Genomic DNA, 23,696 nt, shown 5'->3' on the forward strand with positions numbered 1-23,696 from the left:
TATTTCCTTTTCCGTCAAAGATTAAGGTCAGTCCGTCGGCTTCAGCACAACCTTGGTCCAGCCATCGTCGCGTGCGTCGAAATGCTTGTAGGCGTCTGGCGCCTGATCGAGCGGCAGTCGATGCGAAATGATTTGCGCAGGATTGGCCCGGCCATGCTCGATAAGATTCATCAGTCGCCGGTTATAATGCTTTACATTGCATTGCCCGGTGCCGATCTTCTGCCCCTTGAACCAGAAGTTGCCGAAGTCGAACGCAATCTTGCCTTCCTTCTGCAGATCGTCGGGCGCATTGGGGTCTTCCGGGATGAACACGCCGACAACGCCGATGCCGCCGGTGGCCTTCGTGCTTTTAACGAGGCAGTTCATCGTGTAATTGCTGCGCTCCTTGCCGTGGCGATCGCAGCACTGGTAACCTACCGCCTCGACCCCACGGTCGGTCCCGAGGCCGCCGGTTGCTTCTAGGATCTGCTGGGCGGGATCGCCCTTGCGCATGTCGATCGGAATCGCGCCCATCGCCTCGGCCAGTTTCAGGCGGTCATCGTGGAAATCGACCACGAAGATCTGAGCGGCGCCGCGGATTTGGGCTGAGTGCGCGGCCATCAGACCGACCGGACCAGCGCCATAGATCGCGATGCTTTCGCCGGGCAGGAAACCGGACAGTTCGACGCCATGCCAACCCGTCGGGAAGATGTCGGAGAGCATGACATAGTCATCCTCCTTCTCTTTGGCGTCTTCGGGCAGCTTCAGACAGTTGAAGTCCGCATAAGGAACGCGCAGCAACTCGGCCTGACCGCCTTGCCACGGCCCCATCTCAGCAAAGCCATAAGCTGCGCCGGCGGTTCCGGGGTTGGTCGTGAGGCAAAACCCCGTCAGACCGCGTTCGCAATTTTCGCAGAACCCGCAACCCACGTTGAACGGCATGCAGACCCGATCGCCCTTCTTGATCCGATCTACGGCAGAGCCAACCTCGATGACTTCGCCAAGGTTTTCGTGACCAAAAACCCTGCCCTTCTCGAAGCTGGTGCGGCCCTCATACATGTGAAGGTCAGACCCGCAAATGTTGGTGGTGGTCACCCGAATGATAACATCGGTCGGTTTCTCGATCTTGGGATCGTCGATGGTATCCACGGAAACGTCTTTGGGTCCGTTGTATACGACTGCTTTCATCGGCTTTTCCTTTCGTAGCGCTGCTCAAGACGTCATCAAGTGGAGCGCTTGCTGATGATCCGGACCAGCGCAACGGCGAAGGAACGCGCATCTTTCCAACTGATCTCAGGGCCCTAACCCGCCGGATGCCTGAGCGGTTCCTTCCCGTTCGCAGTTCTTGGATCGATTTTCGGCGGCTTTTCGATTTCTTTTGCCGGGAAGGTCTAAAAAAGCGGCGGATTGATGCACTCAAGAAATCCCTGCGAAAACCACGGCGCCATGACGGCGCAGTGCATAGACGCAGCCCTGCCAGCAGCACCATCAAAAGCGGTATAAGCGCAACAAGATACAGCTGTGGATAAATTTGGGTGACGCGACTTGATCAGGCGGCGCGGCTTTGGTTGGCATCGTCAGCGACGACCCCGTCGGTAAATCTGACGCCTTCGATGACGCGTGGCAACTGGTTTGTGCCGTTGAGCTTGCGCCACTTCTTCGATGCGGCCCGGACCAGGGTGAAGACCATCAGCTTTGCGGTTTACTGCGACACTTCGCCGTTGGTGCGGACAGTGCGATGTCGGACGGTGGCAAAGACACTTTCAATGGGGTTGGAGGTGTGCAGATGCTCCCAGTGTTCGGCCGGGAAGTCGTAAAATGCTAGCAAGGCCTCGTTGTCCTTGGTCAGGCAGGAGACGCCACGCTGGTATTTGGCGGCGTATTTTTCCTTGAAGATCTCTATGGCCGCCAATGCCGAGGCGCGGGTTGCGGCGTGGGAGATCTCGCGCAGATCGGCGGTGACAGCCGGCTGCACGGCTTTGGGGAAGCAATTGAGCACATTCGCCTTCTTGTGAAACCAGCAGCGTTGATGGCGGGTGCCAGGAAAGACCTCATCCATGGCCTTCCAGAAGCCCAAGGCGCCATCGCCGACAGCCAGTTCCGGCGGCACGGCAAGGACGCGGGTGTTGGATGTCACTGAGAACTGACCCAGCCACGATAGAAAATCTCACTGAGAATTGACCCATGTGGAACCCTCCCGCTGACGGGAATTGTCGGGGGTCATTGGAGTGATCGACATGGATATTTTGAGCGTCATTCGACGTTGGGCACTTCGGGATAAGTTGCCCAGGGCATAGGAAAATTCCAGCGCGCAAGGATCGCTATTCCTCATGTCGTCTGCTCCTTCAGGTTGGGCAGACTCTACATCACGGCGAGGGAACTTCCGGGGAGCAGGTCACCTGAGCCGGTGCAGAAGACTCATTGAAACCCCGACTATAACCATCTATATACCATCCATGCGGATGGAGGTTGCGATGCACAATGTCACCCGTCTGCCCGAGCGGCAGGCAGAACCCGAAAAGATCACGATCAATCTCGGCCATGTCGACTTGGGCCGGATCGATCTTCTCGTGCGCGAAGGCTTCTATGCTAACCGGACAGACTTCATTCGCACCGCCATACGCAACCAGTTGAGCAGTGAAGGAGGTTCGGTCGCGCAGTCGATCGAACGGCACAAGCTGGAACTTGGGCTCTTCGACATCACGCGGGCCGATCTGGAAGCCTTCGCAGAGGCCGGGCAAATCCTGCACCTCAAGGTTGTCGGACTGGCGAGGATCTCGGCGGATGTTTCACCCGAACTGGCCGTGGCGACGATCGGGTCGTTGAACGTGCTTGGGTCACTTCAGGCACCGAAGGCCGTCAAAGCCGCCCTTAAAGACCGCATCACCTGAGGCCGTCCGCCTCTTAAGAAGGATAGTATCAATGAACGACGATTTCGCGACGGCCATGCGCCGGGCGCTCGGGAAGACGTGTGCCAATGACCCAGTCAGTGCCACGGCAATCATTCAAGAGGCTCTTGCGCGTCAGACTGGTACTGCGCCAAGCGCCCCGGACAGGAGCGACACAGTTGCAATGAGGTCCGGAGACCCATTCGCCAGCCTGCTGCGTGACGGTTGCAAGCCCTGTTCCGGCGGCGGCTTGATGCAGGGATTGCAATTGCCCTCGCGACCCGCTGGTAAAGAGATCGAAGTGCCGGAGGGCGCCCACTATGAAAGCCGCCACCATGGGGGCCCAGCCGGGTCACGCCGCTATACGCTCTATACCCCCACGGACCGTCCGGCGGGTTTCGCCGGGATTGTGCTGATGCTGCATGGCTGCACACAGTCACCCGACGACTTTGCTCGCGGCACGCGCATGAATGAGGCGGCCGAAATCGCGGGCTACATCGTCGCCTACCCAGAGCAGGCGCGCGCGCACAATATCCAATCCTGCTGGAACTGGTTCCGACCGGAGGACCAGGCGCGCGACCAAGGCGAGCCAGGGATTCTGGCAGAACTCGTCCGAGATCTCATGGCCGAGTTTGATTTGCCAGAGGGTCGGGCCTTCGTGGCTGGCTTGTCGGCGGGCGGCGCGATGGCGGCCATCATGGCGCAGGCCTATCCTGACATATTTGCGGCCGCGGGTGTCCATTCCGGGCTTCCTGCAGGTGCGGCCAGCGATGTCATTTCAGCCTTTGCCGCAATGCAAGGGAACAGCGTTTCCCGGACGCCGCAAGGGACAATACCGATGATCGTGTTCCACGGAATGGCGGATACGACAGTTTCGCCGGTAAATGGTGTTCGTTTGATCGCCGGTTCAGGTATTGAGACCCAGCATAACGGAAATGGCCGAACCTGGTCGCGTTTCATCACCCACGATGGCTCGGAACTGTGGCGCGTCGCGCAGGCCGGTCATGCTTGGTTCGGGGGCGATCCGGCGGGCTCATACACCGACCCCTTCGGTCCCGATGCCTCGGCAGAGATGATCCGTTTCTTCGAGAAAATCGCTGAGGGCGAAAGCAGCAGGTGACGAAGGGCAGAGGTGGTCGCGAGATTTCGGACCAGTTGCTAACCCGATCCGCACCGGAAGGTCGTAACCAGCAAGGGTCGCAGACAGGCGCTGGAAGTCTTCCAGCGTGTTCATGACGGTCATACGACGCCGACGGGTCTTGCCCGGAATGCTGATCAGGACTTCGTGGCGATGCTTGGAAATGTCGATGGCAACCAGCACGGTCGCGACGATAGAATGCTTGACGGTCATAGCCAGTCTCCTCAGCGGTGTGGTTCACGCAAAACCACTGTTGAGACCTGAGACCCGGTTATTGCCAGCAGTTTGCTGACCACATCCGCCGAGGTGCTGTCGCCGCAGATCAGCCGGTGATCGCCCAGCCGCCAAAGATCGCCCGGCACCGAGACCGGATCGGTCGGCGGTTCGGGCACCTCGTCCTCACCCTCGGCGACGGCGTCATCGCCGAGATCCGGATCCTGCAGCAGCGCCTCCAACTCGTCTTCGGCAAAGCCTAGCAGCGAGAGGTCGAAATCGTCGGCCAGCAGACCGGCCACCTCGTCGCGCAGCAGGCTTTCGTCCCAGTCGCCGAGTTCTGTCAACTTGTTGTCGGCGATCCGGTAGGCCCGGCGCTCTGCCTCGTCGAGATGGCCGAGCCGGATCACCGGCACTTCCGCAAGCCCCAGTTCGGTCGCCGCCAGCACCCGGCCGTGACCCGCGATCAACTCGCCATCGTCACCAACCATGCAGGGCACGGTCCAGCCGAAACGCGCCATGCTGGCGGCGATCCGGGCGACCTGATCGGGCCCGTGCAACTTCGCATTTCGGGCATAGGGGCGCAGCCGCTCGATCGGCCAGAACTCGATCTGGCGCGGCGCAAAGGTGAGGTCCATGGGGCAGGGTGGTCCTGTGGTTTTGGGTGGTTTCCAGAAGGTGGCTTCCTCCTGGCTTCCGGTCGTGGTGGCTTCCGCAAAGTGGATCCCGGGATCCACCTTGGAATCCAGCAGGAATCCACCCTGCGGAGACGCTTAAAGCCTTGTATTATTGAACGAAAATGGTCTCAAGCTGGCCAAGTGGATTCCGGGTGGATTCCCCGGTGAAATCGCCTGACGCTGGCAAACTTCCGCGCTGCGCCCCCCCGAATACGGATGCCGCCGGGGAGGAACCAAGGCAGGGGGTAGGGCCTCCCTACTTCATTCCTTGGCAACCACAGTGTCGTAGAGCCCGTAATGGGTCAGATCTTGGTGGCTTTCGATCCCGGTGTAGCGCAGCGACGCATCCTCATAGCGCCGAAAGGCGAACACGGCCTGGTTCATCTGCTCGGTGTTAAAGACCTTGAGGCGCACCAGCAGATGGAAATCCTTAACCGTCAGACCTGTGACGGCCAAGAATAGGTCAGGCTCCAGCTTTGTGATCACGTCCTGCAAGGTGTTTTCACGGAAATCGGTCAGATACATGAATGCGGGGATCCGCGTCGCGAATTTGATCAGCTTTTCCTGAACCAGCTTTCGCTTGGACTTGTATTCCTTCTCCTCCTCGGTCAGTTCCTTTTTCTCTTTTTCGGTCGCCCCACCGGCCTTGACCTTGCTCTTGAGGGCTTTGACCTTCTCGCTCTTGTTGATGATCGTTTCGATGATGTTATCGCCCAACGCACGCCAGCCTTCGATCCGCTCGACGGCGGCCATGGCTTCGGGGTTGTCCATGATCCGGCGCAGCGTATCATTGTCCACGTTCACCAGCAGGGCGCTTTCCCATTTGCGCGCCAAGAGCGTGGCCGATGTGCCTGCCATTGCGATGTCGAGAATGCTTCCGGCGTCGATTTGCGCCATGACCGCGCCGTTGTAGGCCAAGACGGGCAGGAACGAGACGAGGTCCTTCACTGCATTCTCCGGGTTCGGCTCGCTGGGGGATAAGCCGATCCCGTATTCGGATAGCTGGCGCAGGGCGCGCGTCGGTGCGAAGTCGAAGACGAAGCAGACCGGCTTGAGGACTTCTTCCTCGTTGGGATCGTCGCCGTTTGGATTCTTAATGGACCAAGGCGATTGCACCCGGAATGCCGCCTGAAAGTAGGTCTCGGGCGATTTCAGGTTGCGCAGCATCAGGATCGACGACCATTGCGCCACCGTCACACCGGTCGTCAGCTTGCCACAAGACAGGGTGATCGTCTTGCTGTCGAAACCGCTGCCGATGGCGTTGCGGACGGGTGGCAATGCCTCAAGGCCGATCCCCGCCGTTGCGCCTGCTGCGACGATAACCTTGTAATCGTGCCAGAAGGTGTTGTGCTTCTCGTTCAGCAGGTTGGCCATGGCGTGGCAGGCGGCCACGTTCGGCAGGAACCAGAACGAATGCTGCAGATAGGGCAGCAGACGCACATCGGAATATGGGAACGGCGGGCGCATTCCCGACTTCAGGCTCTCTACCGTGGATGGCGCATATTGCCCCCGGATGATGTCCAGCCATTTCTGGACGTCGCTCTTGTGCGTGAACTGGGCGGCGCTGTTCGTGCCGGTGGCCGAGAAGAACTCGTTCAGATCAAACTCATCGAACTCGCCCGAACTTGCGACCGCCACCAACTCGTCGGGCATCTGATAGGTCAAGAGCCGCATCTGCGGCAGAGATCCATAGGGGTTCCACTGGCCGGGGTGCTTTGCCGCCCATGCCGCCTTGGCGCGTTGTTCGTCGGTGTAGGTCCAGTTGAAGATCTGCTCTTCGATGAATTCGCCGGTCGCCAGCGCCTTGAACGGCGTGCCCGAGAGGTAGAGATACGCTTTCGTCGTTATGGGCAGGAATTCGGTCTCTGACTCCAGCGGTTGCTGAAGGTCGGCGATCCGGTCCTTAAGCTTCTTCGCGTTGTCCAGCCGTTCCTCTTCGCGCGAGATTTCCTCTTCCTCGCCTGCGAACAGTTCCTTGGCGGTCTCTCTCCAGGCCCCGAAATGGTATTCGTCGAAGATCACCAGATCCCAGTTTTCGGCATGAAGCCATTCGTTCTTGGGCTTGATGTTTCCGCGCGCGTCGCGGCCGAGCAGGTCCTGGAACGACCCGAAATAGACCACCGGCTTCTTGCGGTCGATCTGGGTAGGGTCGCCGCCGGTCTTGACCGACAGATACTGCCAGCCAGCGAAATCCACATGGCCTTCGAGGTCGGACTGCCAAGCGTCTTCAACGGCGGGCTTGAACGTTACCACCAGCACCCGCTTGGCGCCCATCTTCCGCGCCAGCTGATACGAGGCGAAGGTCTTGCCGAAGCGCATCTTCGCGTTCCACAGAAAGCGTGGCACGGCATGCATGTCTTCGGCCCAGCGCGAGACGAAATAGTCATGCGTCACCCGGACCGCCTCGGCCTGTTCCTCGCGCATCCGGTGGGTCTGGGCGCGGGTTCCGTCCAGCTTCTTGCCCGTGCGCAATTCGGTCAGCACGGTGAGCACATCGGCCACCGTGCAGCGCATCCATTCAAGTTCGTGATTGGCCAGACCCTTGCGGGCCAGCGCCGCGCGCACCTGATGGTCGGTGAAGAACGTGCCGTCCTCGCGCTCGGCCGGTTCATCAAGTTCGATGGTGTAGTTCTTGATGGCGGCGGTCTTCAACTGCTCCGCCACGCGGCCTTTGACGCTGCGGGTGGTCTGGCCGATCTTGAGCAGGCCCGCATGCGCGTCGTCGGCAATCGCATAGGCGTAGATGCGCGGGCGGGCTTCGGGTTTGGCGGCGAGGATTTCGTCGATGGTCGGTTTGTTCATTGAACTCCTAGTCCGACGTTGCCGGTCGTTCGGCGTCAGTTTAGACCCAAGCGGAGACCGGAAGTCTCTACGAGTTTCCACCAAAACCTGTTATCGTTGACGCGGAAACGATAACTTCCTGATCTATAACCGCGCCGCCCCTTCTCGACATTCAGGCCGACGGCAGATAACGCAGCTGCCATGGCCGGATCGTTAAAGTACACGCGCAACTCCGAACCCCATTTGTTACCTTGGTTTTGGTAATGCGGGGGTGAGCCGGGCGACACGCTGACACCTGTTGCCGCGTGGTAGCGCTTTTCAAATCTCGACTGTGAGCGGGGCGCGACTTCTGCCTCGAGGAGAACGTCTATTGATGTCGGCATTGCCGTGGAACCTTCCGAAAATTAATCTATAGATCGTATCTTGGAGCCGATAAATTCTCGTTCCTCCAATGTCAGTTGATACCGTTGGGCGAGTGCTTCATCAGTCCACAAAGTCGTCATGTCGAGAATTGGGACAAAATTATACGCCGATTTCGTAAGATGATGGGAATACATGAACTGCGCGACAAGAAATCTAAAAAACTTTGATCTCATATACATAATGAGATTTTCCGCTTCGGCTCTGGATCCGTATGCTCCGATTACGAGATAAGTCTCGGTGCAGATTTCGCCCGGTGGCAAAACCTCAATCTTGGAAAAGACTTTCCGCTTTCCGTCTTTTCCCGGGTTCCCAGCATGGTCGTAGGCGACATAGGAAGTAATCACTTTCCATTTGTCGATGATCTCCGATCCAACGGTAATTTTGTTCCGTGGAAATGGTCCTTCGCCCTTTTCCCAGCGCAACACCAAGTCTCCAGTCTCCTCTGGGCGCGCATTGGTAGCAAGTCCAAACGGTTTCCTGCTGGAGACCTGCAGGCTCATCGTTGGTTCGTTCTCTTGCAGAACTTTCCGAATAATTGGAACGGCGCCGCTGTGACGAACGAAAGTCGAAAATTCATCTAACCGTCGTTCCGTCGTACTTTCAGACGAACTACCTACTATGTTTGTGACTTCGCACAGACCGCGTTCGTCGCGGTTCCAAAGAAAATAGCAGACACCGCCCGCAAGGTCTACACCCGGGAATGCGTCTTTTGCATTCTCAAAATCAACCAACTTTCGGAGTCGACTATCGGCCAGCATTGTGGCTCTGAAATCACCTAAACCCTTTCCGCCCCCAAACCAGCGCGAGGGGATAATCATCGAAAGATATCTCGGTTCTAGTGTCTTGGCCTGCTCAACAAATTCTTGATAGATCGGCGAAGCGCTGACGCCGTGCCCTCCATCGGACAACTGGTAAGGTGGATTGCCGATAATCACATCGAACTGCATGTGTCCTCCGAATATCTCGCTAATACGAGACTTAATGTTGTCGGTATGAATGAACGTATAGGCGTGCGATTCACGGTCGGCGCCCCGATCCATGGTTTTGTTGCTTGCTCCGCAGTAGCGACATTTCCCATTTACCCACACGTGCTCAGTCCGTTCAAACCAGACATTGCCTGCGTCGGTCGTGAAACTGCACGCGATGGAATGCGCGCCGTTGGCATGCTTCGAGCAGTAGAGGCTCCGCCGCGCCAGCAGGCTGGTCAGTTGCGTGATGCCGATGCCGAAGACCTGTCTGGTCAGGATGTGATCGACGCGCGCCTGCAGGTCGGGGATTTCGCCCGCCAGCCCGTCGATCAGACGGCGCGTGATCTCGCGCAGAAAGACGCCCGACTTGGTGCAGGGATCGAGGAACCTGACCGTGCTGTCGGCCCAGAGATCGGCGCCGCCATGGTCGGCGGCCCAAGCCTCGGTCAGCGTGTCCAGCATGCGGTTGGCGAACTCGGGCGGAGTGAATACCTCGTCGTTCGACAGGTTGGCGATGCAGGTCAGCACATCGGGATTGCGGCCCCGAAAGGAAAATCCGACCTGATCGTTCATGCGGCCTCCTGCGGGGTGCCGTCATGAGCGATGGCCAGATCGCGCAGGGTCATCGCGGGCCAAGTGCGGATCGGGATGAAGATTTCATGCTTGCCCAGGTGCGAGAACAGCGTCCCCTCTGCGCTGAAGGCGGAGGAACCGGTCAGAACATCCAAACGGAAATCGCGGCGCTGGAACTTGCCTTTGCCCAGATAGCCCCATTCGGCAAAAGCAATCGGTTGATCGTCCTGCGTCCGCATTGTCAGCGCATCGCCATGAACAAGGTTCTGCGCCAGAACGTATGATGCGGCGCGATACATATCGTCGTTTTCGTCGATGTTCAGATATTCGGCCATCACACCGATCATGTTCGCCCGGCATTCAGCGATGTTGTCGGGCAGAAGCTCGATCCCATAGGTGCACATGAGCGCGTAGAGAGAATAGTGCCGCTTCTCGAAATCAGACTTGCCGAACTTGATTTCCACAGCGGCCAGTTTGCGTTGCAGCACCCGAACCAGAAAGTTGCCGCTGCCGCAGGCGGGTTCGAGAAATCGAGAATCGATCCGGTCGGCCTCGTCCTTGACGAGATCGAGCATGGCATCGACGAGCCATGGGGGCGTGAAGACTTCCCCATGATCTGCGACGCGTTTCTTTGACTTTATCAGGCTCATGCGAAATTCATGACAGATTGGAAGGGTGGGGTAAATCCGGCAGCGACCGTCATTTCACCCTCATGACCTCTCCCGTGTCGAGTCGCTTCACGAAATCCACCTCCGCGCCATTCCAGTGATAAGAAAAATGCGCGCCCTGGGTTGGAATAGAGATCACGTCAGGCCAGAAGATGGCAATGCACTGACCGCCCGGATAGCGGATACTGGGCCAGACGATTCCGTTTGATCCCGCCATGCGGCGTTCTGCACCGAATATTTGCGAGGGCTGGTAGTCGTCGGGGTGCAATAGGTCCGACTGGCCTGCGGCGTCGTCCAGATCGGCATCGATCGAGCCGATCAACTCCCGGAACTGGGAGGTCCAGCCCGGCGCCTCGTTTGTGGAGCGCATGAATCGGGCATGGTGATATATGGTTTCGGCAATTGCGACCTCAGTGCTGTCGCCTGCATAGTAGAGCCCGAAACTACCGTCCGAGAACCGCCCGGGTCTTAAGGGAGAACAGTGAACGAAGGGTGCCATGACCCAGCTTGCGCCAGTTCCTGTCACGCGTCGCGCCACGGGTACTTTGGACAGATCGCCGATGCTGTCGCGGATTCTTGGATTGAACTTGGCCTCGGCAGAAGCCAGCGCCTCCCAGTCTGCGGGATCTGAAATGTCTTCAAACAGGTCGATGGGCGGATAGATGGAGCGGATGATGCGGATGGTACGTGGCCAGTTCACACGTCGAACAGGCACCGTCACCAGGCACCCCGTTCCGCATCAAGATAGCTGCGCAGGTCCATCAGGTCGGTGATCTCGCCTCGCATCATGATATCGAGCGCGCTGCGCCCGCCGAATGTCTCACTGGGCTTTCGGATCCACGCGTAACCGCGACCGGGCTCAGCGAACAGATAGCGCAATGCCTTGTGTATCCCGATCAGGATGGCCATCCGGGCGCGCAGATCGCGGTCGATGCGTCCGACATCGCCAGCCTTCCAGCGCGCCCATGTACGCTGAGCCATGTCACCCAGAAGTACGCGCGCCTCGATATCCGTCAGCCCCCACGCGCGGAAAAGGTTAACGGTGGCGCGCGCCAGAGCCGCTGCTTCATCGTCGGTAATGACGGGAAGGTCAGGGCGTGCGATGATCGGCTGGACTGTCGTGAACTGCATGACCGCTCTCCTTTGGCATCAATATATGGATTGTGTGCCAAAAGGCAATGATGAATATCTACATGCGTGTCCACGGCTTCACCCTTGGCATCGCCTCCGTCACCTCGATCTCCCGCAGCATCCCACCCGCGATCAGCCCGTCGCGGATCCAGCTCAGCGCCTGCCACCAGTCGTCATAGGCGCGGTGGGCGGCTTCGATCTGCCGGGGATGGGGCGTGAAGGTGACGGGGCAGGCCAGGATATCGACGCTGCGCCATTTGCCGCGGGACAGTACCCGCGCCGTGCCGACGACCGCGGTCGCTGCACGTTCCCCATGCTGGTTGCGCTTCACCTCGACCGGCACGCAACGCGGCACGGCGCCGGGCATCCAATCGGGTGTCAGCCCGGCGCGGGCCAGTTCCGCGACGCGGATCGCCATGCGCCTGCCGCCGAGACTGTCGGGCATGCCAGCCACGCAGGCAGCGATCACCTCGGCATCCTCGTGGGTGTAGCTGCCGATCTTATACTGGCCGCCATCGATCCTGCAGCCCAGCGCGGCGCGTTGCAGCAGGACATGTTCCAGCCCGTAGCCGTAGCTTTCGCCGGTTTTCTCGTCCGGCACGGGCAGTTCCAGCTGCGCCTTTTCGACCCGGAACGCCCATTCCAGCGCCGCCTGCACGCCCAGCGCGCGTTTTGCCCGTCCGCCACCCGCGCGGCCGATCCGCCCCTGAATGCTCATGGCTGCATTCCTTCAAACAGGGACATCTGCTCCGGGCGCTGGTCCTGATCCGCCGGTCGCCAGATCCATTGGCCCGAGGCCATGGGCAGTTGCGAGAGCGCGCCACGCATGTGCTGCTGCCAGCGGATGAACTCCGTTGCCGAGCAGGCGCAAAGCGCGTGTCCGATGGGCCAGCCCATCAGCCATCCGACGAAGAGCGGGTTCAACCGCCGTCGCGCCCGGCCCTTCAGGATCCGCCGCGAGACAGCGCGCCCATGCGAGGCAATCATCGAAGCCCAGAGCCGGCGCGAGATCGGGGCGTGCGGCGAGGATGGCAGCCCATGCGGCATGATCGCCGGGGCCGGGCGGGTAAAGCCCTGTTCCGCCCGGTAATGCAGGATATCCATCCGGCTCTTGCCATCCGCCCGGGTGATGCTGGCCTCCGAACTGCCCTTCCAGTTCTGCGCGGCCGGGGTCGGCCATTGCGTCTCCGGAGGCGCCCAGTTTTGCGCATCTCGCGCCAGGCAACGGTTGCCTGCCTTCGGCCCCGGAATCTGACCCGCCCCCCGAGGGCTGACATCGTGCGCCTGCGGTGTCGTCCACCATTGCGCCGCCTGCGCGGGCAGGGGCGGCGTGCCGCCCGCGCCATAGCTCTGACCCGGTCCGCCCTTCGCCCCATCGCTGGCCTTCGGCGTCGACCAGCTGGCAATGCCCAGCGCCAGCGCTTCCGCCTTGCGGGTGAAATCGCTGTTCCCCGCCGGGTTGTAGGTTCCGGTGCCGGGATGCAGGCTCATCGGTGTGGGCCAGGATGAATATCCGCAGCCGCTGGTGCGGCGCACCGACTTCTGCCGCGCTGAACAGACCCGCCGCAGGCGTGTAACCCAGTTCCCAAAGCTCTCGGAGCACGGTTTCGAGGCCGAGGGTGACGTGACCGGCGACGTTTTCGAGAAAGACCCATTCGGGGCGGCATTCGGCGATGACACGGGCGACCTCGGGCCAGAGGTGGCGGGGATCGTCCGCGCCGCCACGCTTTCCGGCGGCGCTGAAGGGCTGGCAGGGATATCCGGCCAGCAGAGTGTCGAAGGCGTTACGGAAGGGGCGGGCATCGAAAGACCGCAGGTCGTCCCAGATCGGGGCCGGGGCGAAATACCCCGCGCGCTGGGCGGCGATGAGGACGGATCGGGGCCAGTCCTCCCATTCAACGAAGGCGCGGGTATGATATCCGGGTTCGGCGAGCATGAGGCCCAGATCCAGACCTCCGCCGCCTGCGCAGAGGGACAGTCCGTGCCGGGGACGTGACACCATGGCATTCACAGCACCCCTCGTTCACGCAGGCGCTGGGCGGTGACCAGACCTCTCTCAAGCATGGCATTGCGCACGGCGTTGGAGATGGCGTTGGAGGGCAGGTAGCCCTCGCCATTCACCATCCCGGCGTAGAAACTGGCGATTTCGTCGAGGCTGGCCCGTGGGGCGTCGGCAGATTTGGATTTGGGCTTGCGGCGGTGATCGCCATCGGAGGGAGCCGGTGCTTTGGCCGTGCGTGCCGCCCGTTCCATCAGCCGGTCCAGCGCTCTCGGCCCGTCCGGCGGCTCGGGATGGGTGTTCCGGCTGTCCCGGGCGACCGCGACGATCCGGTCCTCGGTCAGCCCGAGATCGGTGATCCAGCGGCGGACATGTTCACGGGCTGGCCAGCCCTGCCACCAGGCGGACAGGGCGGCGTCGGCGTCCAGGCCCAGCGCATCGAGCAGCTCGTCGAAAAATTCTTCAAATCGATCCTCGCGCGCTCGCGCGTCCTCCTCCTCCTTTACTGGTTTCCTTAAAGGTTCCCTTACAGGGTTAGTCTCCGGATTCCGGAGATGGCTTTCGGCAAAATCCGGAGATGGCTTTGCCGAAAATCCGGAGATGGGCCCATGTCCGGAATCCGGAGTTGGATCGCCGCCCGGTTCGTCTTCTGGCCCCTCATCGCCATCTCCGGTTTCCGGAGACGGGTCTTGCGGAAAGCCCGGCTCAAAGCCCAGGATGTAGCGGGTGGCCTGACGCTTGTGGGTGCGGGGATCATGCGTGCGGACCCGGTAGATCAGGCGTCGTTCTTCCAGTTTGATGAGATGTTCGTTCAGCGCCGAGACCGACATCTCGGCATCCTCGGCCAGCCGCACCTGTGTCGGAAAGCAGCCGAAATCGGGATTGTGGCGATCGCAGAGATGCCAGAGCACGATCTTTGTGGCAGGCTTCAGCCCGCGCTGCTGGATGGCCCAGTTGGTGGCGGCATGGCTCATGGTGCGGCCCTCCGGGCGGAGGTGGCAATGCGGGTGGCAAACCCGTGATCGGCCAGAGCGGTCAGCGCATCGTCGAGAGACCGGACCAGCGCCCAGCCGAAACCTTGCGCCATCACCGCGTCGCGGAAGGCTTCCTGTGACGGGCGCAACCGGCCTTTCGAGGCTTTCAGCTCCAGAAACAGCAGGCGACCGTCGCAGAGGACCATCAGATCGGCGAAACCGGCATGAACGCCCATGCCGACGAGGATCGCCTGCCGCTTCGCGCCGCGCGGTCCGGGCTCGGTCACCTCATTGGCGCAATGATGGATAATGGCGGTGCGGGGCAGGATCTGGCGCAGGCTGCGGACCACCGCACGCTGCAGATCGGCTTCGGGGGTGCCGCGGCGCTTCATGGCTGCACCTCGCGGTTACGGTGATCATCGTGATCACCGTCATTCCGTCGGCCGCGAACCGGCTGTCGGGCATCGACGATCAGGCGCAGCAGTCGAGCCTCTTCGCGCTCCGCTTCGGTCGCGCCGTGGCGGGCCAGCACCTCGCAGGCGATGGTAACGAGGCGGTCGCTGTGATGGGCGGCATCGGCAATGACGGCGCGGGCCTCGGCGACACGGTCGGCGGGCCAGTCGGGCGTATGGATCAGATCGGTCATCAGCGACGGCCTCCGGCGCGGCGGCGGCGTGGTGCAGCCTGTTCCTGCTCTTCCAGCCAGTCCTCGACGGCGGCGCGGCGGTAATAGACCTTTCGGCCCGCACGGACGCAGGGTGGTCCCATGCGCTGGGCCTCCCAGCGGCGCAGCGTGTCGACCGAGAGGCCCAGTTCGGTGGCGAGGTCCAGTCGGCTAATCCAGCCGCTCATCAGGGTTCGGGGTTTTGCGGTCGGTTCCGGCATCGATCCGAGATGCGGCATCGGGGTCTCCATCATTGTTGTGGAGGCGATTGAGCGCAGATGCCGAGGGGTGGCGGCGAGGCGGAGGGTGGCACAAAGATTGCCGTCTTCGTGCCACCCCATGTTTTGCTGGGTTTGAGGGGTTTTGCCGGGCAGAGCGGGGCAGGATGGCCACCGCTGCCGATCAGCGCTGGATTGACGGCAAAGCGGCAAACGCCTGCGAACAGCAGTATTGGCCTGCATTGACCGGCATTGACGGGCAAAGAGGGGGTGGCATCCGGCACGACACCGCGCCACCCATTGATATCATTCGGGATTTACAAATTCGTCTCTGCGAGACTGGCAAAGATGCCCGTTCTTGATGGCGATTCCGGTGATGTGGCTGAGATCAGGCAGGGACGTGGCACCCGGTCATGGGGCCGCAGAACGCTACCCAGCGCCGAAAACCCCAGCAAAACAGGGGGTGGCGCGAGGATGGCGACGTTTATGCCACTCTCCGCCTCGCTGCCACCCACGTTCCCATGCTTCGCTTGATAGAGCCGCGCAACCACGCCTCATGTCGGATGCCAGAAGGACCGAAAACCATGCCCGAACGCATCAAGCTGACCGAAAAGATCCTGCGCGAGGCCGAGCCCGTGCCGGGTCGGGATTATCAGATCTTCGACAGTGAGATGCGCGGATTCGCGGTCTGCATCTATCGCGGTGGCGGGCGCGCCTTCACGCTGGATTACCGCCATGCCGGGCGACAGCGCCGGATGACTTTCGGGCGTTGGCCCGACTGGTCGGTCTCGGCGGCGCGGGAACGCGCCCGGGAACTGCGCCGGGAAATCGATGCCGGGGCGGATCCCTTGGCCCTGCGCGAGGAGAAGCGCGAGGCGCCGCGCGTCGACGATCTGATCAAACGCTATTGCGCCGAGCATCTGCCGAAACTCTCGGAACGCAGTCAGGCCGACCAGCGCTCGGTCATGGCGAAACTGGTGGCACCTCGTTGGGGACGCAAGCTGGTGTCGGACATCACCCAGAGCGATGTGGACAGGCTGTTGACGCAGATCGCCGAGGGCCGGGCAAGGCCGCACAAGGCAAAACCCAACAACCGGGCGCGCAAGTTGCAGGGGCCGAAACCCACACCGGTCCGCGCCAACCGGGTTGGCGAGATCATTCGAAAGATGTTTACGCTGGCGGTGCAATGGGGCTGGTGCGAGGACAATCCTGCCCAACGCTTTCATCGCCGAACGGAAACTCCGCGCGAGCGGTTCCTGTCCAAGGAGGAAATCGCCAAACTGGCTGCGGCGCTGGATGCCGCCCAGGATCGGCGCGCGGCTGATATCATCCGGCTCTGCATGCTGACCGGCGCCCGGCTTGGGGAGGTGCGGCAGGCCCGCTTCGAACAGTTCAATCTCGAACAGATGAGTTGGTCGAAACCGCCTGCCATGACGAAACAGCGCCGCGCCCATCGGGTGCCGATTTCCGACGAGACCGCTGCCGTCGTGCGGCATCGGCTGATGCTGGTGCCGAAGGGCGTGCCGTGGCTCTTTCCGGGCGACACACCGGGCCAGCCGGTGCAGGAGGTGCGCCGCTTCTGGGCGCGGGTGCAGAAGAACTGCGGGCTCGAAGATGTCCGCATCCATGACCTGCGCCATACCTTCGCCTCGCTTCTGGTCAGCGGCGGCGCCTCGCTGGAAATGATCGGCAAATTGCTCGGGCACAGCCAGATGCAGACGACGCTGCGCTATGCCCATCTGATGGATTCGCCGCTCCGCGCCGGGGTCGATGCCGTGGCCAGCGCCTTCCGTCCAAAGCCGCGGCTGGTGCATGATGCCGGGAATGGCTCGGATTACCGCTCTGCCTGACCGGCCCATCGCCGACCATCGCCATCACGCTTCCTCGCGCCGCAGCGCTTTCCACACCGGCGTGATCCGCCTCCGGATGCTGCGGCCGTCGGGAATCCGCTCGCCATCGGTCTGATTGGCAAACCAGTCCTGCATCTCGGCGATCAACTCCGCCTGCGTCGCGGGCAAGCCATCGTCATGGATGCGCAGGATCAACGCGACATTCATCCCCTCCCAGTCATAGGGCGTCGCTGCGCCGGGCCCGGTTGCGACCCGGCGCACCATGTCATTCTCGTCTTCGAAGGCATGAACTTCGTCTGCCAGGATCAGCATATCGGCGATCGCCACCGGCACGCCGCCCACCGGATCGGTGATCGGCAGCCAGTCCTCCCGGTCGATGGGCTGGATGCGGCGCATGACACCTTCCGTCGGACCGGTACCGCAGCGGCGGAACAGCGGCAGCAACTCCATCGGTGAAAGGACCACCTTGCCTGCCACGGCATCCTGCCCACAGCGGACCATGGCGATTCCCGTCACGATCCGAAACCGGCCTGCGTCCGCCCATCCCGCGATATCGGCGATATTGCAGCCCCAGCGGGCGGTGACTTCATGCAGGGTGTAATGCGTGCGCGGCGGCAGGGCCATGGTCTTATCCTCTTCCGTTTCTGCAGAGGATTGCCGTCGCTCAAACCCGGTGCATCCCGCGCCCGAAGGTGCGGGGGAAGTGGAATTGGCGGCAATAAGGGCAGGGCGCTTCCTTGCGCCCGATCTCCTGTCCCTGAGCTATATTCCGATGAGGCTGCTATGCTTGCGGTTGAGCTTGATTCTCCTCTTGCGCGTGGTTTTGCATCGTTCGGTCGGCGGGAACAAGACAAGAACATGCGTTACCTTGCAAACATGTGGATGCTGTCGCGACGTCGTTCGGAGGTGGCGTTCAACCTGAATTGACACGAAGCTGCAGGCGCCCAACGACGGTTTGCCTACTATATTGTGTGTTTTTTTGGCGAGTTTCACATATCTAATTCGCTGGTGGCGAACAAAGCTCTTGATTTGGCGAACTGGACCATCTATTTTGCGATCAATGCTCAGGTGAGAGATAGCTGCCATAGGCTGATCGGTTCGCCGATCGAGGGGGCTTCGGCCTCTACCCACTTCGGGGCGTGGCGACCGCATCCGCGCGATGCGATCCACGACGACGACCCGACGACTTAAGTCCGCAGCTCGCGTTGCGGCACGGGGATACCTAGGAGATAGCCTCTGCCCTGATTGCCTCTTGGGAAGGCGGCACACTCGTCGGGATGGTCCCGGCGAGGAAGCCCAGGAGGTTGCGACATGGGAAATAAACCTGTGAAGCCCCTGAGCACCGGGCAGTGGATCCGTCGCTGGATTCGGCGCGTTCTTCGGAAACGTCGGACCCTGATGGTCGCGTTCTGGATGGTGAAAGCCATCGTGTATCTGGCGCGACTGTTATTCTGAGACGGCTCCTAGGTGTTCAACTGCTGAGGATGGGAAAACAATGCTGAACGAAGCTCTTCGCCTGGTCCGGGTCTACCACGACCTGTCGCAGGCTGACGTGTCCGAGCGCGTCGGGCTTTCAAAATCATATGTTTCGGAAATCGAAAGCGGTGAAAAGAACGTCTCGCTGGCGGTTCTCGAAAAGTATTCTACTGCTTTCGACATTCCGATGTCGTCGTTGATGCTCTTCGCGGAGCGAGTGGAGGGTGCAGGAAAGGCCGATGCCATTCGGGTATACGTTGCTGACAAAGCCCTGAAGATGCTGGATTGGGCTGCGACAATTTCCGAGTATCGTGGGGCAGGAAGGTGAGCCTCGACCGGAACCAGTCAATCCTGTACAAGATTACGAGCCCGCAGATGTTGGCGGATCGCCTGCTGATTTCTCGCGAGGAACTGGCCGCGCTATTGGCCGATGCCGACCCCTACAAGCGCTGGATCGACAAGAAGTCTGGTCGTGCAATCCAAGAACCTCGGCCGAGACTCGCAAAGGTGCATCGCAGGATTGCGAATCTCTTGGCTAGAATCCACACGCCATCCTACTTGCACTCGGCCAAGAAGGGGCGATCCTACATCTCCAATGCTGCGGCACATTCGGTCGACGACGGGTGCGTCAAGATCGACGTCCGGAGGTTTTATCCTTCAGCGCGGGCACAGGCCGTCTATCATTTCTTCCTCGACCGGATGGCTTGTGACGGTGATGTTGCCGGAATGCTCGCCAAGCTGCTAACCGTGGACGGTCATCTGCCGACAGGGAGCAGCGCCAGCCCAATCGTCTCGTACTTCGCATACGAAGATCTGTTTAATGAGCTCGCGGCTCTGGCCGAAGCATTCGGCTGCAAGATTACTGTTTACGTCGATGATATTGTGTTTACGGGCGAAGGGGCGACGCGGCTCCTGTTGTTTGAAGCAAGAAAGGCCATCGGCAAACGGCACCTTCATGGGCACAAGACCAAGCTCTTTCGCCCCGGACAGCCGCGGATCATTACTGGGGTTGCCGTCACCAGCGGTGGGCTTCGGCTGCCTAACCGGCGCCAGGTTCGTATTGCCGAGGACCAGAAGTTGTTCGATGACTTGCCGCTCGGCCGCGAGAAGCTCGCGGTGGCAAGGCGGCTCACCGGCCGACTATTTGAAGCCAGCCAGATCGACGCAGGTTGGCGAGTCCGCGCTGAGGCAATGGCTACCCAGCGCGATAGTATCCAACGAAAGATCGGTATTTAGAGCGGCGTGAAGTCGGCTGGTTATGGCTAAACGCAACGACATAACCAGCCGTTTGGCCTTGGTAGACTGGGAGGATGACCGCCGGGAACGGCTTGGGGACAGTCCAAGCCGCGAGTGCGATTTGGGCAGGATGTCGGCCGAGCTTGGGGTTTTGGAATATTGGCGGTGATGACCACTTTGGCGACGCGTGATGATGATTGAGCGAAAGGGACATCGGTCTACATCAACGCCACATCAACCTGCGACTGCGGGGTTCGCGTCTGTTTTGCGCATGAATCCGTGCCAATGCTGCTTGGTGCCGGGAAGGAAATTCGGTCAAATCAAAGGCTTGCGCCGTAACCTATTGATATTGCTAACTTATTAAAATTTCGGGGCTATGGGCTCATAACCTGAAGGTCGCAGGTTCAAATCCTGCCCCCGCAACCAAAAAATCACCAAAAATCAAATTCTTGGATGGCGACATAAACAGTCGGACATCCCCATCCCCACTTTACATCAACGCCACATCAACGTTTGAAGAGGCCGGTGGCTTCTAAGAATGACCGGAGCTCACGGTGCGTAGAGTTGATTGAATCTCGGGCCGAGTCCCTCTTGGCCTGCGAGTCGTGACACTACCCTACGCCTTGACAGATGACGCCTCTCGTAAGTCATCGACGATCTTCATTGTCTTCACAGACACCGTAGCAACCCGAGCTAGAAGATAGATCACCCGCTCCTTGTGATCGGCAAAGCGGTAGCGAGCGTCGGGATTGTCTTTCAGCCACCCCTCGACGGTCTTGTCGCGAACCGTCTTCTCCTTGTGCTGATCGAGGACCCAGTCGAGCCCCGCTCGGTTGCCGAGACGGTAGTCCCACGCCTGCGGCGGCAGGCCGGTGAGGGTGGTGGCGGAGTCAATCTCGATGCAGCCTTTCGCGGGGTGAGATCTGAGCTTTGGCTTGCCGGGATCGGCGTCTCTATCGTGGCGGTCGATAGGCCATGGATCGGCCTCCTCGTAGCCGACATGGAGATCGAGTAAGCACCTTCCCCGCTTGGCCCACCAAGCAAAGTCAGTGTGAAAGGGTATACGGGGGAACTCATGGCGCAGGTTGATGGCGTAAGTCTCGCGCCAGACGGGGTCGTGGAGGCAGGCGTAAACGTATGCGAAGATAGCGTCTTTTGTGATGCCGTTCCTCTTAGGGGAGCGATAGTGGGCAGCGAACTTGTTGACGGCCCAATCGGTAATGTTGTCGATACGCTCGCCGGTGGGCGTGTAGCGGTAGCGGGGGAGGCATTGATTTGCGTCCAATGAGAGAACGGTTAGATTTGGCAAGCCGACCGTTGCGAAGGCAGCGAAGTCCAGTCGTCCACCACTTGTAAAGCAGATGACCTCTGTACGCTGGTCGCCGATTTCGATTGCGTCAAGCGAACCGCTTTCATCGATATATAGGTCCGACCTATAGAAGAACCGCGGTGAGTAAGGCCGATATAAAGATGACGCGATCCGGCTCGGGTCAAACGGCTCATGTAAGTTCGCCTCGAAACGCCGGGTAAGATTTCGAGACTTCTTAATTGCGGGATCGATTTCTCCGCGCGACTGCCGATACTTTGAAACAAAGAATGACATCTTTGACGCGAGGGCATCCTTGCTGACGTCGTAAACCCAGGCGTCTCGGTTAGTGCTAACTCCCAACGAGAATAGCTTAAACACCGCCCGCTCTTGCCCCTTTATTTTGGCGGCCTTGGTTTTCTTATCCGCCACAGGCAGCAGATCGTCCCATTCGTTCTCCACCTGATCAAGCCAGTTGCTGCGCAGAGACGGCTTGATCCGCTTTGCCCCGATTGTTTCCAGTTGCGCCTCGGCCAGCCATGCTAGCTTGTCGTCGGCGCGCTCGTCCTCAGGGCGGCGGACGTAGCGAATACCCTCGCCTGCCCCGCCCTTGACGAAGAAGGCAATGCACACGCCGGTCTGAATGCCGAAGACGTTGTGCATTGTGCCTGACAGCTTCGGGTTCGCCCTCACGTCGGCGCCGAGGTCCACAATCCAGATGTCCCCGAACTCCTGACCGACATAGTTGCGGAAACCGTCGAAGGTACGCGCGTCGACGAAGGAGCGGTTGGTAACGAAGGCCACCACGCCCTCGTCCGCGATCCGGTCGAAAGCCCAGCGGTAGAAGCGCGAGTACATATCGTAGACCTTAGTCTTCTGTGCCGTGCTCAACTTCACAAAGGTGGCCCTTATCCGCTCGTCGATCCGCGGGTATTGTCGGTTCTTGTTGTTATCGTTCTCGTTCTGCTGGTTGGCATTGTAGGGCGGGTTGCCGATCACTACGCTGATTTTACGGCGGTTCTGCGACTTCACCCGCTCAGTGTTCTCGTCGGTGAACTCGCCCAGGAATGACATCTGCTGGCCGCGCCGGATACCCAGCCCCTCCACGTTGTCGAGCGTGTCCACAAAGCAAAGGTTGGGATACTCTGCGATCTGTCCGGTGATACCGGCATATGTCGCCTCTATGTTAAGGTTGGCGACGTAGTAGGGTAGGATCGCCACCTCGTTGGCGTGAAGTTCTTCGCGGTACTTGCGTTCTAGGACGGCGCGTGGCTCGCCGCGCATGTGCTCGATCAACTCACAAACGAAGGTGCCCGTACCCGTTGCTGGGTCGAGAATCTCAACGCCCGTGTCAGCGAGGCGTTTGCCGAAGTGCCTCTCGCATAGCCAGTCAGCACCGCGCACCATGAAGCGGACGATCTCGTTCGGTGTATATACCACCCCCAGCCGATCGGCCGCTTTCGGGTTGTAGGAGCGGTAGAACCCCTCGTAGATCACCTTTAGGAAGGTCTGCTTCTCTCCGTGGTCGGTGATTTGCGAAGCAGCCATCTCGATGGAATTGTAGTAGGGCTCAAGCCCCTTGAGCATCTGCCGCTTGGTCGCGCCGCGCAGGAACAAGTTTTCCAACGCGTAAAGCTCTCGGGCGATGTTGTTGGTGCGGTGGAATTCTCCGTCATCGAAGACTTGGGCGAAGATGTTTTCGGTTAGGATGTGCTGAATGAGCATCTCTCGCACGTCTGGCTCGGCAACATTCGGGTTCACTGTCTCACGTACGTGCTCAAGAAAGGCCCCGGCCTTGGCGCCGAATTCAGCATTGTCCTTGTATGCCGAGTCAATCCGCCGCCGCAAGTGATCGAGAATCGTGGGCAACTCAGCGCGGAACTGCTCTACGGCCTTGCGCCATTCGCCAATCACCGCCGGCTGCCAGTCGAAAAACGCAGCTAAAAGGCGCGCGAGATCTTCGGCATTAGCCATTCTACAGCGCATTGCCTCGCGTCCGTCCTGGAAAAGAACAGCGGTTTCTGTATCCTCGAAGATGGTATTTGTGATTGGGTAACCGACGGCGCGTTTCTTCGCGATCTCCTCATCAAGATCGTCATCGGTGTCCTTTGCCTCCCAATATCCGTGCTTGATGCGAATCTCGTGGAGGATTGTGCCGTCGGGGACCCGGGACGCTGCAGCACCGGTGCCAAGCGGTAGTTCCGGAGCAAAAATAAGGTCTTGAGCTTCGGCCCAGTCTTGTAGGAGGCGCTGGAATGCTGATCGTAGCACGGACTCGAGTGTTGAGCCGGACGAGGTACGAAGACGGTCAATGCGGGCGTGGTAGTCGCGGACACGGGCGATGGTCAAAGTCTGCTCGACGCTCACTTTTGGGGGCCGAGGAGAGGGTCGTGAGGCGGACCAATCTCGCTTGCGGCTCTGTTTGTTTCACGCGGGACACCAATCACCTGAATGGGTTGCGCTTTCTCTACCATCCGATTTTTCAATCGCGCGGTCTAGTGACGATCACAATTGTCAATTCAGAATTGGCGCGA

General features: G+C 60.2%; 20 protein-coding genes and 4 pseudogenes. 6 read left to right on the forward strand and 18 right to left on the reverse strand.

Annotated elements, in window-relative coordinates; genetic code table 11:
• Positions 1-27: 27 nt before the first annotated feature.
• Positions 28-1,167: a glutathione-independent formaldehyde dehydrogenase gene (locus tag Q5Y72_RS15045; protein ID WP_305964244.1), complete on the reverse strand. Its 1,140-nt coding sequence runs from the start codon at positions 1,165-1,167 to the stop codon at positions 28-30.
• A gap of 361 nt (positions 1,168-1,528) precedes the next feature.
• A pseudogene (locus Q5Y72_RS15050) lies at positions 1,529-2,137 on the reverse strand (transposase); the annotation flags it as partial.
• 316 nt (positions 2,138-2,453) lie between these two features.
• Between Q5Y72_RS15050 and Q5Y72_RS15055 the strand changes: the two are divergent.
• A complete protein-coding gene (locus Q5Y72_RS15055; RefSeq protein WP_305964294.1) occupies positions 2,454-2,870 on the forward strand; it encodes a ribbon-helix-helix domain-containing protein in 417 nt (138 codons plus the stop codon).
• 31 nt (positions 2,871-2,901) lie between these two features.
• Positions 2,902-3,987: an extracellular catalytic domain type 1 short-chain-length polyhydroxyalkanoate depolymerase gene (locus tag Q5Y72_RS15060; RefSeq protein ID WP_305964245.1), complete on the forward strand. Its 1,086-nt coding sequence runs from the start codon at positions 2,902-2,904 to the stop codon at positions 3,985-3,987.
• A gap of 30 nt (positions 3,988-4,017) precedes the next feature.
• On the opposite strand, the pseudogene Q5Y72_RS15065 reads toward Q5Y72_RS15060, so the two are convergent.
• From Q5Y72_RS15065 to Q5Y72_RS15130, 14 genes and pseudogenes are all read right to left on the reverse strand, one after another.
• Positions 4,018-4,218: pseudogene (locus tag Q5Y72_RS15065) on the reverse strand (IS110 family transposase); the annotation flags it as partial.
• A 65-nt stretch (positions 4,219-4,283) separates the two neighbouring features.
• Positions 4,284-4,856: pseudogene (locus tag Q5Y72_RS15070) on the reverse strand (ParB/Srx family N-terminal domain-containing protein); the annotation flags it as partial.
• 300 nt (positions 4,857-5,156) lie between these two features.
• Positions 5,157-7,697 carry a DEAD/DEAH box helicase family protein gene (locus tag Q5Y72_RS15075; protein WP_305964246.1) on the reverse strand — a complete coding sequence of 847 codons (2,541 nt, stop codon included), beginning with the start codon at positions 7,695-7,697 and terminating at the stop codon, positions 5,157-5,159.
• Between the two features lie 383 nt (positions 7,698-8,080).
• Positions 8,081-9,640, reverse strand: coding sequence for an Eco57I restriction-modification methylase domain-containing protein (locus Q5Y72_RS15080; RefSeq protein ID WP_305964247.1), 1,560 nt, complete (start codon positions 9,638-9,640; stop codon positions 8,081-8,083).
• Entirely contained in the window at positions 9,637-10,290 is a 654-nt protein-coding gene (locus tag Q5Y72_RS15085; protein ID WP_305964248.1) for an N-6 DNA methylase, read from the reverse strand. Before Q5Y72_RS15085 ends, Q5Y72_RS15080 begins: the two co-directional genes overlap by 4 nt.
• Before the next feature lie 49 nt (positions 10,291-10,339).
• Positions 10,340-11,029 carry an RES family NAD+ phosphorylase gene (locus Q5Y72_RS15090; protein WP_371930841.1) on the reverse strand — a complete coding sequence of 230 codons (690 nt, stop codon included), beginning with the start codon at positions 11,027-11,029 and terminating at the stop codon, positions 10,340-10,342.
• On the reverse strand, positions 11,026-11,439 hold the full coding sequence (locus Q5Y72_RS15095) for an antitoxin Xre/MbcA/ParS toxin-binding domain-containing protein (RefSeq protein ID WP_305964249.1): 414 nt from the start codon (positions 11,437-11,439) through the stop codon (positions 11,026-11,028). The genes Q5Y72_RS15090 and Q5Y72_RS15095 overlap by 4 nt, the downstream gene beginning before the upstream one ends.
• Positions 11,440-11,497: 58 nt before the next feature.
• Complete coding sequence (locus Q5Y72_RS15100; protein WP_305964250.1) at positions 11,498-12,157, reverse strand: hypothetical protein; 660 nt, start codon at positions 12,155-12,157, stop codon at positions 11,498-11,500.
• Positions 12,154-12,930, reverse strand: coding sequence for a DNA methyltransferase (locus tag Q5Y72_RS15105; protein ID WP_305964251.1), 777 nt, complete (start codon positions 12,928-12,930; stop codon positions 12,154-12,156). The genes Q5Y72_RS15100 and Q5Y72_RS15105 overlap by 4 nt, the downstream gene beginning before the upstream one ends.
• Positions 12,931-12,958: 28 nt before the next feature.
• Positions 12,959-13,441 (reverse strand): annotated as a pseudogene (locus Q5Y72_RS19940) (DNA cytosine methyltransferase); the annotation flags it as partial.
• Positions 13,442-13,446: 5 nt separating this feature from the next.
• Positions 13,447-14,412, reverse strand: coding sequence for a helix-turn-helix domain-containing protein (locus Q5Y72_RS15115; RefSeq protein ID WP_305964253.1), 966 nt, complete (start codon positions 14,410-14,412; stop codon positions 13,447-13,449).
• Positions 14,409-14,804: a VRR-NUC domain-containing protein gene (locus Q5Y72_RS15120; protein ID WP_305964254.1), complete on the reverse strand. Its 396-nt coding sequence runs from the start codon at positions 14,802-14,804 to the stop codon at positions 14,409-14,411. Before Q5Y72_RS15120 ends, Q5Y72_RS15115 begins: the two co-directional genes overlap by 4 nt.
• Complete coding sequence (locus tag Q5Y72_RS15125; RefSeq protein ID WP_305964255.1) at positions 14,801-15,058, reverse strand: hypothetical protein; 258 nt, start codon at positions 15,056-15,058, stop codon at positions 14,801-14,803. Before Q5Y72_RS15125 ends, Q5Y72_RS15120 begins: the two co-directional genes overlap by 4 nt.
• Positions 15,058-15,264, reverse strand: a complete 207-nt coding sequence (locus tag Q5Y72_RS15130) for a helix-turn-helix transcriptional regulator (protein WP_305964256.1) — start codon at positions 15,262-15,264, stop codon at positions 15,058-15,060. Before Q5Y72_RS15130 ends, Q5Y72_RS15125 begins: the two co-directional genes overlap by 1 nt.
• Before the next feature lie 197 nt (positions 15,265-15,461).
• On the opposite strand from Q5Y72_RS15130, the gene Q5Y72_RS15135 reads away from it, so the two are divergent.
• Both Q5Y72_RS15135 and Q5Y72_RS15140 read left to right on the forward strand, forming a co-directional pair.
• Entirely contained in the window at positions 15,462-15,656 is a 195-nt protein-coding gene (locus Q5Y72_RS15135) for a hypothetical protein (RefSeq protein ID WP_305964257.1), read from the forward strand.
• 222 nt (positions 15,657-15,878) lie between these two features.
• Positions 15,879-17,144 carry a tyrosine-type recombinase/integrase gene (locus tag Q5Y72_RS15140; protein ID WP_305964258.1) on the forward strand — a complete coding sequence of 422 codons (1,266 nt, stop codon included), beginning with the start codon at positions 15,879-15,881 and terminating at the stop codon, positions 17,142-17,144.
• A gap of 24 nt (positions 17,145-17,168) precedes the next feature.
• Here the strand turns inward: Q5Y72_RS15140 and Q5Y72_RS15145 are convergent, their stop codons facing one another.
• Positions 17,169-17,768 carry a hypothetical protein gene (locus tag Q5Y72_RS15145; RefSeq protein ID WP_305964259.1) on the reverse strand — a complete coding sequence of 200 codons (600 nt, stop codon included), beginning with the start codon at positions 17,766-17,768 and terminating at the stop codon, positions 17,169-17,171.
• Positions 17,769-18,639: 871 nt separating this feature from the next.
• Here Q5Y72_RS15145 and Q5Y72_RS15150 point away from each other — a divergent pair.
• Positions 18,640-18,948 carry a helix-turn-helix domain-containing protein gene (locus Q5Y72_RS15150; protein WP_305964260.1) on the forward strand — a complete coding sequence of 103 codons (309 nt, stop codon included), beginning with the start codon at positions 18,640-18,642 and terminating at the stop codon, positions 18,946-18,948.
• Positions 18,945-19,856, forward strand: a complete 912-nt coding sequence (locus Q5Y72_RS15155; protein WP_305964261.1) for a reverse transcriptase family protein — start codon at positions 18,945-18,947, stop codon at positions 19,854-19,856. Before Q5Y72_RS15150 ends, Q5Y72_RS15155 begins: the two co-directional genes overlap by 4 nt.
• A 616-nt stretch (positions 19,857-20,472) precedes the next feature.
• Here the strand turns inward: Q5Y72_RS15155 and Q5Y72_RS15160 are convergent.
• Positions 20,473-23,529: a type ISP restriction/modification enzyme gene (locus Q5Y72_RS15160; RefSeq protein ID WP_305964262.1), complete on the reverse strand. Its 3,057-nt coding sequence runs from the start codon at positions 23,527-23,529 to the stop codon at positions 20,473-20,475.
• Positions 23,530-23,696 lie beyond the last annotated feature (167 nt).

The sequence above is a fragment of the Paracoccus spongiarum genome, assembly GCF_030732095.1.
In the GTDB taxonomy this organism is placed as follows: Bacteria; Pseudomonadota; Alphaproteobacteria; order Rhodobacterales; family Rhodobacteraceae; genus Paracoccus; species Paracoccus spongiarum.